The sequence below is a fragment of the Achromobacter sp. FW305-C-28 genome (assembly GCF_058783235.1).
Window position 1 is genome coordinate 38,306 of sequence record NZ_JBYSYL010000019.1, and the last position, 13,727, is coordinate 52,032.

The window sequence follows — 13,727 nt, forward strand, 5'->3', positions numbered from 1 at the left end:
CAAGCCCTAGGGCTTGCTCTTGTCCGGCAACTGCGGGGCGGCGACGCCGGCCCGGAACGGATACTTGGCGAAAATCAGCGCGACGGCCTTGTCGACGCTTTGCGCCGACGTCGCCATCTCGGGGTTCTGGACTTCGCCGACGGCCACGCCTTCCCACACCAGCTGCTTGCGGCGCGGGTCGACCAGGTCGATGTTGAGGGTGCCCTCGGTGTACTGGTAGACGGTGTCGCCCCAGCCATAGCCGGGCCAGCCGCCGTAGAAGCCGCTGCGGTAGCCGTAGTAGGGCATGGGCGGCGGGGCTTCGGTGACCTGGGTCTTTTGCTGCAGCTTGCCGCTGAAATTGATCAGCAGGTCGGGGTTGGACGCGCTGTAGACGTAGCCGCGCATTTCCATCTGGCCGCGGGTGGCGTCTTTCAGCCGCTCGGTCAGCAAGGTGCTGTAGCCGGCCTTGTCGGTGCCCAGGGGCGCCATGTAGCCGAAGGTGCGGTACTGGGCGAAATCGGCCTGGTGATCGTAATCGCCCTTGACGGAGGGGCCCGAGGCGCAAGCCGCCAACAAGCCCGTCAGGGAACCCACGGCCAGCATTTTGAACGCGTTCATGTCGATCTCCGAGAGAGGGGCCGGCGAAGGCAGGCCCAAGTGTCAACAGGCGTCAGGCGCATTCATAGTGCCGCGAAGCGGATAAAGTTTCAACAAGGAAGCATTCTCATTGGATCGAGATCAAACCGCGGCGGGCGCGGGCTCCATTACACTCGGGGTTCATTCCATACCCAGACCAGAAGATACCCCCATGTTGGAACTCGACGGCTCGATTTGGTTTCGTTCCGGCGCCCAGAACTGGGGCGGAAAGAACCGCATAGACCTGCTGGCCCAGATCGACGCCACCGGCTCGATCACGGCCGCCGCCCGCGCGGTGGGCATGAGCTACAAGGGGGCCTGGGACGCCATCGACGCCATGAACAACCTGGCGGGCGAGCCGCTGGTGCTGCGCGCGGCCGGCGGCAAGGGCGGCGGCGGCACGCGCCTGACCGACCGGGCGCGCAGCCTGATCGCCACCTTCCGGGCGCTGGAAACCGAGCACCGCAAATTCATGGACAACCTGGCGCGCGCCGGCCTGACCGCCAGCGGCGACATCGACTTGATGAGGCGATTTATGTTGAAGACCAGCGCACGCAACAAACTCATGGGCACGGTGATGGAAGTGCGCACCGGAGCCGTCAACGACGAGATCCTGCTGCGCATCGCCGGCGGCCAGGTCATCACCGCCACCATCACCCGCGAAAGCACCCAGGAACTGGAACTGGCGCCGGGCAAGGAAGCCCTGGCGCTGGTGAAGGCCTCGTCGGTCATCGTCGGCGCTCCCGGCCCCGGCCTGCGGCTGTCGGCCCGCAACCAGTTGCCCGGCACCATCGCGGCGGTACGCACCGGTGCGGTCAACAGTGAAATCCTGATCGACCTGGAAGGCGGCACCACGCTCGTGGCGATCGTCACCAATGAAAGCGCGCAGGACCTGGGGCTGGGCGAAGGCGCCCCGGCGGTCGCCATCTTCAAGGCGTCCAGCGTGATCCTGGGCGTGCTGGACTGAGCCTGCTTTTCTCTGCCGGGCGATGAACGGCAGCGCGCCGCCGCCCTGCCCGCTCGCGGCTAGACGCCCACGTCCTCGTCGCGCCGGCGCACTTTGCCTTCGCGCACTTCGAACACCTCGTCGGCCAGGGCGTCGACGTCGGCCGGATCGTGGGTGATCAGCAGCATCGGCACGTCCAGCTGACGCTGCAAGGCGTTCAATTCCTGGCGCATCTTGCCGCGCAGCTGCGAATCCAGCGCCGAAAACGGCTCGTCCAGCAGCAGGATATCCGGCTTGAGCATCAGCGCACGCGCCAGCGCAACCCGCTGCTTCTGGCCGCCCGATATCTCGTTGGGATAGCTGCCCACAATGGCGCCCAGTTCAAAGGCGTCGACCCAGCGCCGCGCCTCGGCCGACACCGCGCGCCGGGGCGGGTTGAGCCAGCCGCGGCGCGAGCCGAAGGCGATGTTCTGGGCCACCGTCAGGTGCGGAAACAGCGCGTAGTCCTGGAACAGGTAGGCCACCTTGCGGGCCTGCGGCGCCACATTGATGCGCGCGTCGGTATCGAACAGCACCCGGCCATTGACGACGATGCGGCCGCCATCCGGCCGCAGCAGGCCGGCCACCGCCCGTAGCGTCAGGCTTTTCCCCGCCCCCGACGGCCCGAACAGCGCGATGCGCTTGGAGGCCGACGAAAAAGCCACGTCCAGCGAAAAATGCCGGTCGCCCGAGACCATGTTCTTGCGGATCCGCAGGTCGACGCTCATCATGCGCCTCCGCTGCGGCGGCTGGAACCGATCGGCACCAGTTTGCCTGCTGCCAGCAGCACCACGATGCAGGTGATGGACGTGACCAGCACCAGGAAGTTGGCCGTGGCATCGTCGCCCGCCTGCACGGCTTCGTAGATGGCCACCGACAGCGTCTGGGTACGACCCGGCAGGTTGCCGGCGATCATCAGCGTGGCGCCGAATTCGCCCAGGGCGCGGGCAAACGCCAGCAGCACACCGGCGACGATGCCGCGCGCAGCCAGCGGCAGCGTGACCCGGAAGAACACCCCGGCCTCGCACACGCCCAGCACCCGGGCGGCGCTTTCCAGCTGCGCGTCGACGTTTTCAAACGCGGCGCGGGCCGACTTGAACACCAGCGGAAACGCCACCACCGACGCGGCAATGACGGCGCCCTGCCAGGTGAACACGAGTTCGATCCCCCAGGCCGCCAGCTTTTCGCCCAGCACCCCGCGCCGGCCCAGCAAGACCAGCAGGTAATAGCCCAGCACGGTGGGCGGCAGCACCAGCGGCAGCGTCAGGATGGCGTCCAGCAGGTCCCGCCCCGGCCAGCGCCAGCGGGACAAGCCATAGGCGGCCGCGGTGCCGGCCACGGTTGCCAACAGCGTTGCCCAGCCTGCCACTTTCAGGGTAAGCAGCAGGGGCACCCATACTGGATCGCTCATGACGCCTGCGATTCAAGATTCAACATTCAAGCCCGGCGCGGCCTCAGGGCTTCTGGAAGCCGTAGCGCGACAGGATTTCCTGGCCGGCGGGCGACATCACGTAGGCCACGAAGCTTTGCGCTTCCTTGGCGGCGGTGTCGCGCGCGGTGACGGCAATAGGATAGGTCACCGGCGTTTGCGAGGGCACGCGCACGGCGACCTTGACCTTGTCCGGCATCACGGCCGCGTCGGTGGCGAACACGAAGCCCGCATCCACCTCGCCGCGCGATACGTAGTCCAGGCTCTGGCGCACGTTCTGCGCCAGCACGCTCTTGGCCTGCACCGCATCCCACAGGCCGGCGGCCTGCAAGGCACCCTGCGTGTAGCGGCCCACCGGCACCGACGCCGGGTTGCCGTAGGCGATGCGCTTGACGTCGTCGCGCGTCAGGTCTTTCAGCGCGGTGATGTTGGCTTTGCTGTCGGTCGGCACGATCAGCACGATCTGGTTGGCGGCGAAATCCACCCGCGATTCGGGCTTGACGGCCTTTTCCTCGACGGCCTTGTCCATGGCCTTCTGGTCGGCGGACGCGAACACGTCGGCGGGCGCGCCCTTGACGATCTGCTGCAGCAACACGTCCGAGGCGCCGAAATTCAGGACCACCTTGGTGCCGGCATGTTCCTTTTCGTAGGCCTGCGCCACTTCCTTGAACGCGTTGGTCAGGCTGGCAGCGGCGGACACCACCAGGTCGGCGGCCTGGGCGCTGGGCCCCCAGACGGCGGCCAGGGCCAGCGACACGGCCAGGATCGGGTGTTTGCGGAACATGGCACTCTCCTCGGACAAGATCAATATCGGTAACGAAATATATATAGGTATATAACGCTCGTCAATTTGCGTCCCGCACGGGCTTGCGCCAGGTCAAACGTCCCGGGATGAAGGCGGTGGCGGACGCTCAGCCGCGGTCGACGGTGGTGACACGCGCCGTCAGGGGGGACAGCGCCGTGCGCAGGCGCTCCAGCGCCTGTTCCGGTCGGGCCGCACCGCACATGAAGATGTCCAGCGCCGCGAACTGGTGTTCGGGCCAGGAATGCACGCTGATATGGGATTCGCTCAGCATGACCACGCCGGTCACGCCTGCGCCGGCGCCGAAATGGTGGAAATGGGCGCTGAGCACCTGGGCGCCGGCGGCCTGGGCGGCCGCAACCAGTTCGCGCTCCAGCGCGGCGACGTCTGCCAGCAGGCCGGCGTCCACGCCGCGGAAATCGGCCAGGATGTGGCGGCCCGGCGTGGCGTAGGGGGTGGCGCACGAGGCGGCACCCGGGGTGCCATGCGGATTCACCTGCGAAGTTGCAGACGCGGCGACAGGCTGCACCAGGTCGACCTGCGTGGCATCGCGCGGCGTCACTTGTGCGATCCGCCCGACGACCAGCCCGAGCTGCCGGAAGAACCGCCGCCCCAACTGCTGCTGCTGCCGCTGCTGCTGCCCCCGCCGCCGCTGGTGAATCGGGCGCCTGGCGAGCTGGCGCCGGTGGCGGCCATGACCACGATCACGGCATAGATGGCATAGAGAAACTTGCCCATCGGCTAGTCGTCCTTTGCGGACATCTTGTCCGCGAGGCTGGCCGGCAGCCACAGAAACGCCAGGCCGATCACGATCGGCAGGAGGCGGCCGTTGAAGATATTGCCCAGGTTCAGGAAGCCCATGGCGATGGTCGCGAACCAGGCCCACTTGCGATAGCCGCCCGGCGTGCTCGCCCGCGGCATGGCTTTCTGCTTGGCCAGCTCGGGGTTGCCGAACCATTCAGCCAACTGGGCAGGCGCCACCGGCCCCGACGCGGACCAGCCCAGTTCGGCAGGCCCCAGTTCGCTGGTCAGCTTGAGGTTGCCGGCCTTGTAGTCGGTGATCTGGATGCTGTCGCCCACCCTCACGCGCCAGTTGAAGGCGCCCAGCGCCAGCTCGACCCGCGAGGTGTAGTCGTACAGCTTCTGGTAGAGCTTGTTGCGCCAGCGCACGCTGGTGGCGTTGTTGCGGCTGGGCCAGGTGTCGCAGACCTGCACGCGTTCCCAGCCTTCGTCCGTTTCCACCAGCCAGATGAAGCCCTTGACCGGATTGAACAGCAGGTATTCGATCCAGTCGGACGGCTCTTCGGGGTCCGGGTCGGCGCATTTCATCAGGCCGATCAGGGTGAAGGCGACGCCGTCGATCTTGGCGGTGGCGCCCAGCGCCAGCGTGGTCTTGATGGTCTTGAGCTTCTGCGCCTTGGCGATGACCTGGGCGGTATCGCCCGCGCAGTCGACCGTGGCCGTACACGACGGGCACACCACCTGGGTGGCCATGGCCGCGACAAAGCTGATGGGTGCGCCGCAATTGGGGCAGTCCAGCGCCTTGATCTGGCCGCGGAAGCGCCCCGCGGTTTCTTCGACCTGCTCGTTCGAGCGCAGCGTGGCCGCCTGCATGCCCGCCAGGTCGAAGGCCTTGCCGATGTACAGCTCGGGCTCGGGACCATCGGAGAAATCCAGGGTCAGGAAGGCATCGATGCTGCGGTAGTCGGCCACCTTGGCTTCCCAGCCATCGCCCGGCACGAACGGCAGTTCGCCCTGTGCGCCGCCGGCGCGGCAGGTGCGCACGTCCGACGCCGAAAAACGCTGGCCGTCCAGCTTCAGTTCATCGCCCGGCGAGATGTCGGCGAACGCCGGCATGCCCTGGGTCGACTTGACCTTGCGGCGGCGGGTAATGGCGTACTGCCCCGACGCATCCGACAGCCAGCCGTCGGAACCGTCGTCGAACCACAGGTACCACTCGTTCCAGAAGCCGTCTTCAAAGCGCATCTGGATGCGGCCGATCAGGTCGAAGCGCTTGCCTTCGAACTGGCCGGCGGCGCCCAGGCACAGCGGCGAGTAGTCTTCCAGCACATCCGCGGTTTCACCGATGCGCTTGACCGATTCGGCATCCTTGAGCAGCGTGCTGCGGCACGCGCCACACACCGCCATGACCGACGCCGTGGACGTGAACTTGACGGGCGCTCCGCATTGCGGACACAGGACCTGCTGCATGGGCGTTCGGCGCTCAGCTGGTGAGTTTCTTGAGCACCTCGGCCTTGGCCGAGTCGTAGTCGGCCGGCGTGATCAGGCCCTTGTCCAGCAAATCCTTGAGCTGCTGCAAGCGCTGCACGGGGTCGCCCCCGGCCGTCGCGCCTGCCGCGGCGCCCGCCGCCGCTGCGGCCTGCGCCGGCTGGCCCTGGCCCGCGGCCTGCCCGACGCCCAGCCCGGCCGCCATGGTCTGGCCCAGCGCCGCACCGGCCGCCAGGCCCGCGCCGATGCCGGCAATGCCGCCTTCGTTCTGCGCCGCCAGCGGAATGGAGGTGGCCGTCTGGTACTGGGTGAACTTGCCCAGGTCGCCGGCCATGCCCATCGAGATCCGGGTATCCAGCGCCTTTTGCAATTCTTCGGGCAACGACACGTTTTCAACGGTGAAGTTGTCGAGCTTGACGCCGTAGCGGTCGAACACCGGGGCCAGTTGCTCGCTGATGCTTTGCGACATCAGGCCCTGGTTGCCGGCGATGTCCAGGAACGGCACTTTCGAGCCGCCCAGCGCCGTTGTCATGGCGGCGACCACCATGTTGCGCAGCTGCAGTTCCAGGTCGTCGACGGTATAGACGTCGCGCGTGCCGCTGATTTCGCGGTAGAACTTGGCCGGGTCGGTGATCTGGTACGAATACACCCCGAAGGCGCGCAGGCGCACCATGCCGAATTCGCTGTCGCGCAGCGTCACGGGCTGCGCCGTACCCCAGCGCCGGCCCAGTTGCAGGCGGGTGCTGAAGAAGATGACGTCCGACTTGAAGGGCGACTCGAACAGCTTGTCCCAGTTCTTCAGGTACGTCAGGACCGGCAGCGTCTGCGTCGTCAGCTTGTACATGCCGGGGCCGAACACGTCGGCCACCTTGCCTTCGTTGACGAACACCGCCATCTGCGATTCGCGCACGGTCAGGCTGGCGCCGTACTGGATTTCGAAATCCTGCATCGGATGACGCCAGGCCAGCACGCCGTCGCCGTCCTCGTTCCATTGCAGGATGTCGATAAACTGCTTGCGAATAAATGAACCGAGACTCATGGCAAGTTCTCCTGTGTCAGATCGGAATCAGCGCGCCCGGCCGGATCAGGTCAGGCAGGCGGCGTTGACCACGCCGGCGGCCAGCGAGATCGATCCGATCAGGCCGCCCATGGCGATGTTGTTTTCTTCGATGGCCTCGTTCAGGCCGCGGATGGCCTGCGCCATGACCGCATAGACGACCAGCTGCACCGCCATGGCGGCCACGCCCCAGACCACGAACATGACGAAACTGGCGTGGATGGCGATGCTGGAGCAAAGCGTGAAGGAAAAGCCCACCAGCGCGCCGCTGTAGGACAGCACCGCGGCGATATTGCCTTCGCGGATCAGTTCGAATTCCTTGTAGCGCGTCACGGTGGTGTAGACCGCGGTGAAAACGCCAAGCATGACCAGTGCCGAGACGATATAGATCAGATAGGTCACGGCCGGATGCATCGCTTCTCCCATATTCGCCCCCTTCAGGCCCTAATTGCGCGCAGTATATACGGCGGCTTCGATATACTGCGAACGCATTTTCTGAGTCGGAACCCCCATGCGCGACCGCGTTCTCATCCTGTCGGTATTGATCGTCGCTTCGTGCGGCTTGGGCTACGAGCTCATCAGCAGCGCGCTGGCCAGCTATCTGCTGGGCGATTCCATCCTGCAATTCTCGTCCGTCATCGGCTGCTATCTGTTCGCGATGGGCATCGGATCGTGGTTGTCAAAATATGTAAAAGACGACGACGTTTTGAATCGATTCATCGACGTCGAGCTGGCCGTCGCCTTGCTGGGCGGCGTTTCCGCCGCCGTCCTGTTCCTGGTATTCGCCTGGCTGTCCGCGCCCTTTCGCGCGGCGCTGTATGTCGGCGTCTTCATCATTGGCTTGATGGTGGGCATGGAAATCCCGCTGGTGATGCGGGTCTTCAACCAGCGCAAGACGGAATTTCGCGAAATCGTCAGCCGCGTGCTGACTTTCGATTACCTGGGCGCGCTGGCCGTGTCGCTGGTCTTTCCGCTGCTGCTGGCGCCCAAGCTGGGCTTGCTGCGCACGGGGTTCCTGTTCGGCATCCTGAACGCCAGCGTGGCGCTCTGGACCACCTGGCTGTTTCGCGCCGAAGTGCGCCGCCCGGCCGAGAAAGCCATTCGCGGCAGCGTGGTGCTGGGCCTGTTGGCGCTGGGTTTCGCATTCTCGGGCCAGATGACCGGCTGGGCCGAGAAAGGCCTGTACGGCGACGACGTGGTGCATGCCGAGACCACGCCCTACCAGCGCCTGATCGTGACCCGCTGGCACGACGACCTGCGCCTGTACATCAACGGCAACCTGCAGTTCTCGTCGCGCGACGAACATCGCTATCACGAGTCGCTGGTGATCCCGGGGCTGCAGGCGCTGCCGTGGGCCCGCAACGTGCTGGTGCTGGGTGGCGGCGACGGCCTGGCGGTGCGCGAGATCCTGAAATTCAAGCACGTCGAGCACGTGACGCTGGTGGACCTGGACCCGGCCATGACGGGCCTGTTTTCGCGGTCTGAACCGCTGACGCGGCTGAACCAGAATTCGCTGACGGACCCGCGCGTCACCGTCATCAACGACGACGCGGGCCGCTGGCTGGAAAGCCACGCCGAAGTCTATGACTACATCGTGGTCGACTTTCCCGACCCGTCCAACTTCGGGCTGGGCCGGCTGTATTCGGTGCCCGTCTACCACCTGATGGCGCGCCACCTGGCCGAGAACGGCTACATGGTCATCCAGTCCACCTCGCCCTACTTCGCGCCGCGCTCATTCTGGAGCGTGGACGCCACGCTGAAGGAAGCCGGCCTGAACACCTGGCCGTACCACGCGTACGTGCCGTCGTTCGGCGACTGGGGCTTCATCCTGGCCGGCAAGCGGCGCGACTACACGCCGCCCACGACGATTTCGGTGCCCACCCGCTACCTGGACCCGGCGACGATGCGCGAGCTGTTCCACTTTCCCGCCGACATGCCGGCGCTGGCCATGCCACCGAACCGCCTGAACGAACAATCGCTCGTGCGCTACTTCGACGAGGACTGGCGCAAGGTCATCCGCTGATGCGCCGCCGCACTTTCCTGTTGGGCGCGGCCACCGCGGCGGCGGCGGGCACGGCGGGCTATTACCGGTCACGCATCGTCGAGACCACGCCCGAGGTGCGCTACCCCGGCATGCAGGCGGGCCACGCACTGCGCGACGGCGCCGCGCTGCCGGCGTCATCAAGCACCCGCCAAAGCCAGGTGGCGATCCTGGGGTCCGGCGTGGCCGGGCTGTCCTGCGCCTGGAAACTGGCGCGCGAGGGCTACACCGATTTCGTGGTGGTGCAAGGCCCGGAATACGGCGGCAACGCCTCGGCCGGCGTGCGCGACGGGCTGGACTATCCGCTGGGCGCACACTACCTGCCGCTGCCCTCGATGCAGTCCACCCACGTGCGCGAGATGCTGGCCGACTTCGGCATTGCCGAGCGCGATGCCTACGCCGCGCGGCCCTATTACGACGAAGCCATCCTCGCGCATTCTCCGCAAGAACGCCTGCTGCGCGGCGGCCACTGGGAAGACGGCCTGCTGCCCATGACCGGGCTGCCCGACGGCCACGCCGAGCAGCACCGCAAGTTTTTGGCGCGGGTGGATGCGCTGCACGGGCAGGTCGGCAACGATGGCCGCAAGGTCTTCTGCATTCCCATCGCCCTGTCGTCGCGCGACCCGGCCTGGCGGGCGCTGGACACGCTGACCTTCAAAGCCTGGCTGGAACGCGAAGGCTATACCTCGCCCGCCCTGCACTGGTACCTGAACTACTGCTGCCGCGACGACTACGGCGCCCAGTACGACGTGGTCTCGGCCTGGGCCGGCCTGCATTATTTCGCCAGCCGCGACGGCCATGCGGCCAATGCCGCCGAAGGCGCCGTGCTGACCTGGCCCGGTGGCCTGGCGCCGCTGGTACAGCGCCTGCACGACGCCATCAGCGCCCGCCTGGGCCACGGCAACTGGCTGTTGCCCGGCACCGCCATGCGGCTGCGCGAAACGCCCGCCGGCCCGCAGATCGACTGCCTGGCGTCCGGCCCCGCCCCGGCCGTCTACACGCTGCAAGCGCGACGCGCCGTCTGCGCCATGCCGCTGTTCGTGGCCCAGCACGTGCTGCCGGACATCCGCGCCTATGGCTACGATCCGGCGGTGCATGCCTCGCCGCACGCGCCCTGGCTGGTGTCCAACTTCGTCATGGATGGCTATCCGCGCGAGGCGCCCGGCGAACCGCTGTCGTGGGACAACGTGGTCTACCAGGGCCAGGCGCTAGGCTACGTGGTGTCGACGCACCAGTTGCTGCGGGTGGCGCGGTCGCCGCGCACGGTCTTCACCGCCTACGACGCGCTCAGCGGCAAGACGCCGCAGGCCACGCGCCAATGGCTGGCCAGCGCCCGCCCCGAGGCCCTGCGCGACGAGGTGGCGGCCGACCTGGTGGCCGCCTACGGCGACGACTTCTGGCGCCATGCGCGCCAGCTCGAGATCACGGTGCGCGGCCATGCCATGGCTTCGCCCTATTGCGGCTACCTGTCCAACCCCGGCCTGGCGGCGCTGCGCGACGTGGACGGCCCGGTGCTGTTCGCGCACGCCGACCTGTCCGGCTATTCGGTCTTCGAGGAAGCGGCGTGGTGGGGCGTGACGGCGGCCGGACGGATTCTGGGGCAACGGCCGGCGGCCTGATCGTCGTGCGCCCCGCTAGCGCCGCCAGCGTCCACGCCTCGGCCTGATCTGCTTGCAGGCCGCCCCGGCTGCCCTACAATCGCCAGCGGGTCCCCTTGACCCTAGCCTGAGACCTCATAAAAACGATGGGAAAGCCAGTCATTGTGCTTGGCGCCGGCATGGTCGGCGTTTGCTGTGCGCTGGAACTGCAGCGCCGCGGCATGGATGTCACCCTGGTCGACCGCCAGGCCCCCGGGCTGGAGACCTCGCATGGCAATGCCGGCGTGCTGGCCCGCAGTTCCCTCATGCCGTTCAACCATCCCGGCCTGTGGCGCCAGTTGCCCCGGCTGCTGCGTAACGACACGGTTCAATTCCGCTATCGCCCCGGCTACCTGGCCCGCAACCTGGGCTGGGCCGCCGGTTTCCTGTGGCGCGCCCGGCCTTCGGTGTTCGAGGAAACGGCCACGGCCCTGGACAGCCTGATCCGGCTGTCCGCCCCCGAACACCAGCGCCTGCTGGCCGCAGCGGGCATCAGCCATCGCCTGCGCGATACCGGCTGGATCTTCCTGTTCCGCAGCGAAGCGGCCTGGCAAGGCAGCGCCCTGGCGCGCGCCGCCTATGCCCGCCACCAGGTGCCGACGCAGGCGCTGGACCCAGCCGAGCTGGCCCGGCTGGAACCCGCCCTGGCCCCGATGTTCGCCCGCGCCCTGTGGATACAGGGCTCGTATTCCGTGGACGACCCGCGGGCGGTGGTGCAGGCCTATGCCGACCTGTTCCGCCGGTCGGGCGGCACGTTCAAGCCGCTGCGGGCCACCGCCATCCGTCGCGACGGGCAAAACTGGACGGTGCAGGGCGACCAGGCGTCCGAGGCGCTGACGGCGCCGGCCCTGGTGCTGGCGCTGGGCCCGTGGTCCAAGGCTTTGCTCAAGACCACCGGCATCGACCTGCCGATGGCGTTCGAACGCGGCTATCACATGCATTACGCGCCCGGCAGCGGCCCGGCGCTGGGCCGGCCCGTCTATGACACCGGCGGCGGCTACGTGCTCTCGCCCATGGCCCGCGGCCTGCGGCTGACTACTGGGGTGGAACTGGACGACTGCGACGCCCCCGCTCGACCGGACCAACTGGACCTGGCGGAAGCCCGCGCCCGCGAAGCGCTGGACCTGGGCGCGCGACTCGATCCGCAAGCCTGGCTGGGCCGCCGCCCCACCCTGCCCGACAGCCGCCCGATGATCGGCCAGGCGCCGCGCCACCCCGGCCTGTGGCTGGCGCTGGGCCACCAGCACATCGGTTTCAGCACCGGCCCGGGAACGGCCAAGATGCTGGGCGAACTGATGTCCGGCGAGAACGGCGGTCAGCAGCACGCCGCCTTCCGGCCTGGCCGATTCATCTGAGGCCTTCACAAAACAAGGACACTCACGTGCACAACCCGGGCTTTCTAGGCGTGCTGATGCTGGACACCCGCTTTCCGCGGCCGCCCGGGGACGTCGGCAACGCCCAGACCTACGAACGCGCCGGCGTCCCGGTGCGCTTTGTCACGGTGCGGGACGCCTCGCCGCGCAAGATCGTGCAAGAGGCCGATCCGGCCTTCCTGCAGCCCTTCATCGATGCCGCCGTGAGCCTGGCGCGCGACGGCGCCGCGTTGATCTCCACCAGTTGCGGCTTCCTGGCCAGGTATCAGTCGGCCCTGCAGGCCGCCGTGCCCGTGCCGGTCGTGACGTCCAGCCTCCTGCAGTGCCGCGGCCTCACGCGCGTGGGCATCGTCACCTTCGATGCGCAGTCGCTGTCGCGCGGCATCCTGGACGCGGTTGCCGTGCCCGCCAATGCCATCGTCGAAGGGCTGGCGCCTGGCTGCGAAATGCACGCGCGCATCCTGGAGAACAGCCCCGTGATGAACCTGGCCGAGGTCGAACGCAACGTGGTGGATGCCGCCAGCCGCCTGGCGGCGCGGGCGCCCGGCCTGACCGACATCGTGCTGGAATGCACCAACATGCCGCCCTACCGCGACGCGGTGGCACGCGCCACCGGCCTGCCGGTGCACGACATCGAAACGCTGTTGATCAAGACCTGGCGGGGCCTGGCGGCCTGACCGGCCCGCCATGAAAAACGCCCGCTGCGGGCCTCGGGTCGAGGCTTGCAGCGGGCGTTTTGCCGACCGGATCGGCGCGACACTCAGCCGAGCAGCAAGGCGTCGTCAGACAGCTTTTCGCCGCGCACGCGCTCGAACATGGCCAGCAGGTCGGGCACGTCCATGCCGCGGCGTTCGTCGCCGGACACGTCCAGCACCACCTGGCCCTGGTGCAGCATCACCGTGCGGTCGCCCACGTCCAGCGCCTGGCGCATGCTGTGCGTGACCATCATGGTGGTCAGCTTGTTCTCGGCCACGATGCGGGCCGTCAGTTGCAGCACGAAATCGGCGGTGCGCGGGTCGAGCGCGGCGGTGTGCTCGTCCAGCAACAGGATGCGCGACGGTTGCAGCGCGGCCATCAGCAGGCTCACCGCCTGGCGCTGGCCGCCCGACAGCAGGCCGATGCGGTCGGCCAGGCGGCTTTCCAGGCCCAGGCCCAGCGTGGCCAGGCGTTCGCGGAACCCGTCCTTCATCGAGGCCTTGACCGCCCGGCTGTAGCCGCGGCGCGCGCCGCGCAGCTGCGCCAGCGCCATGTTCTCTTCGATGGTCAGGTCTTCGCAGGTGCCCGCCATGGGGTCCTGGAACACCCGGGCCACGCGGCCGGCGCGAGCCCAGACGGGCTGGCGCGTGACGTCCACGCCATTGATTTCGATCTTGCCGGAATCGATCGGCAGGTCGCCCGACACGGCGTTCAGGAAGGTGGACTTGCCCGCGCCGTTCGAACCGATGACGGTAACGAACTGGCCTTCGGGAATGTCCAGCGACAGGCCGCGCAGCGCGCGCGTTTCGATCGGCGTGCCCGCGTTGAAAGTGATCTTGAGGTCTTTTGCGGACAGCATA

15 protein-coding genes are annotated in these 13,727 nt (G+C 67.6%); 6 read left to right on the top strand and 9 right to left on the bottom strand.

Translation table 11 applies throughout. The features are described from left to right. Positions 1-6 precede the first annotated feature (6 nt). Positions 7-600, bottom strand: a complete 594-nt coding sequence (locus tag AC3WMR_RS29775) for a DUF4136 domain-containing protein (protein WP_492266691.1) — start codon at positions 598-600, stop codon at positions 7-9. Between the two features lie 190 nt (positions 601-790). Between AC3WMR_RS29775 and AC3WMR_RS29780 the strand changes: the two genes are divergently transcribed. After that, positions 791-1,585: a TOBE domain-containing protein gene (locus tag AC3WMR_RS29780; RefSeq protein ID WP_492266692.1), complete on the top strand. Its 795-nt coding sequence runs from the start codon at positions 791-793 to the stop codon at positions 1,583-1,585. Positions 1,586-1,644: 59 nt separating this feature from the next. On the opposite strand, the gene AC3WMR_RS29785 is transcribed toward AC3WMR_RS29780, so the two are convergent. From AC3WMR_RS29785 to speD, 4 genes are all read right to left on the bottom strand, one after another. Further along, on the bottom strand, positions 1,645-2,331 hold the full coding sequence (locus AC3WMR_RS29785) for a sulfate/molybdate ABC transporter ATP-binding protein (RefSeq protein ID WP_492266741.1): 687 nt from the start codon (positions 2,329-2,331) through the stop codon (positions 1,645-1,647). Further along, the gene (gene modB, locus AC3WMR_RS29790; protein ID WP_492266693.1) at positions 2,331-3,014 is read right to left on the bottom strand and encodes a molybdate ABC transporter permease subunit; all 684 of its coding nucleotides are present in this window, start codon (positions 3,012-3,014) and stop codon (positions 2,331-2,333) included. The genes AC3WMR_RS29785 and modB overlap by 1 nt, the downstream gene beginning before the upstream one ends. A 43-nt stretch (positions 3,015-3,057) precedes the next feature. Then, positions 3,058-3,816 (bottom strand): molybdate ABC transporter substrate-binding protein, encoded by a 759-nt coding sequence (modA, locus tag AC3WMR_RS29795; protein ID WP_492266694.1) that lies wholly within the window; start codon positions 3,814-3,816, stop codon positions 3,058-3,060. A 127-nt stretch (positions 3,817-3,943) separates the two neighbouring features. Continuing rightward, on the bottom strand, positions 3,944-4,330 hold the full coding sequence (gene speD / locus AC3WMR_RS29800; RefSeq protein ID WP_492266742.1) for an adenosylmethionine decarboxylase: 387 nt from the start codon (positions 4,328-4,330) through the stop codon (positions 3,944-3,946). Between the two features lie 66 nt (positions 4,331-4,396). Between speD and AC3WMR_RS29805 the strand changes: the two genes are divergently transcribed. Then, the gene (locus AC3WMR_RS29805; protein ID WP_492266695.1) at positions 4,397-4,549 is read left to right on the top strand and encodes a hypothetical protein; all 153 of its coding nucleotides are present in this window, start codon (positions 4,397-4,399) and stop codon (positions 4,547-4,549) included. A gap of 26 nt (positions 4,550-4,575) precedes the next feature. Here the strand turns inward: AC3WMR_RS29805 and AC3WMR_RS29810 are convergent, their stop codons facing one another. The 3 genes from AC3WMR_RS29810 to AC3WMR_RS29820 are packed head-to-tail and all read right to left on the bottom strand — an operon-like array spanning position 4,576 to position 7,534. After that, positions 4,576-6,045: a DUF4178 domain-containing protein gene (locus AC3WMR_RS29810; RefSeq protein WP_492266696.1), complete on the bottom strand. Its 1,470-nt coding sequence runs from the start codon at positions 6,043-6,045 to the stop codon at positions 4,576-4,578. Between the two features lie 13 nt (positions 6,046-6,058). Next, entirely contained in the window at positions 6,059-7,102 is a 1,044-nt protein-coding gene (locus AC3WMR_RS29815) for an SPFH domain-containing protein (protein ID WP_492266697.1), read from the bottom strand. A 45-nt stretch (positions 7,103-7,147) separates the two neighbouring features. Further along, the gene (locus AC3WMR_RS29820; RefSeq protein WP_492266743.1) at positions 7,148-7,534 is read right to left on the bottom strand and encodes a DUF350 domain-containing protein; all 387 of its coding nucleotides are present in this window, start codon (positions 7,532-7,534) and stop codon (positions 7,148-7,150) included. A 97-nt stretch (positions 7,535-7,631) separates the two neighbouring features. On the opposite strand from AC3WMR_RS29820, the gene AC3WMR_RS29825 reads away from it, so the two are divergent. The 4 genes from AC3WMR_RS29825 to AC3WMR_RS29840 all read left to right on the top strand — a co-directional run bounded on the left by AC3WMR_RS29825 (position 7,632) and on the right by AC3WMR_RS29840 (position 12,848). Next, positions 7,632-9,143 (top strand): polyamine aminopropyltransferase, encoded by a 1,512-nt coding sequence (locus tag AC3WMR_RS29825; RefSeq protein WP_175196479.1) that lies wholly within the window; start codon positions 7,632-7,634, stop codon positions 9,141-9,143. Then, on the top strand, positions 9,143-10,780 hold the full coding sequence (locus AC3WMR_RS29830; protein WP_492266698.1) for an NAD(P)-binding protein: 1,638 nt from the start codon (positions 9,143-9,145) through the stop codon (positions 10,778-10,780). Before AC3WMR_RS29825 ends, AC3WMR_RS29830 begins: the two co-directional genes overlap by 1 nt. A 125-nt stretch (positions 10,781-10,905) precedes the next feature. Further along, the gene (locus tag AC3WMR_RS29835; protein ID WP_492266699.1) at positions 10,906-12,153 is read left to right on the top strand and encodes an NAD(P)/FAD-dependent oxidoreductase; all 1,248 of its coding nucleotides are present in this window, start codon (positions 10,906-10,908) and stop codon (positions 12,151-12,153) included. Positions 12,154-12,179: 26 nt separating this feature from the next. Continuing rightward, positions 12,180-12,848: an aspartate/glutamate racemase family protein gene (locus tag AC3WMR_RS29840; RefSeq protein WP_492266700.1), complete on the top strand. Its 669-nt coding sequence runs from the start codon at positions 12,180-12,182 to the stop codon at positions 12,846-12,848. Between the two features lie 83 nt (positions 12,849-12,931). On the opposite strand, the gene AC3WMR_RS29845 is transcribed toward AC3WMR_RS29840, so the two are convergent. Continuing rightward, on the bottom strand, positions 12,932-13,726 hold the full coding sequence (locus AC3WMR_RS29845; protein ID WP_025137868.1) for an ABC transporter ATP-binding protein: 795 nt from the start codon (positions 13,724-13,726) through the stop codon (positions 12,932-12,934). Between the last annotated feature and the right edge of the window lies 1 nt (position 13,727).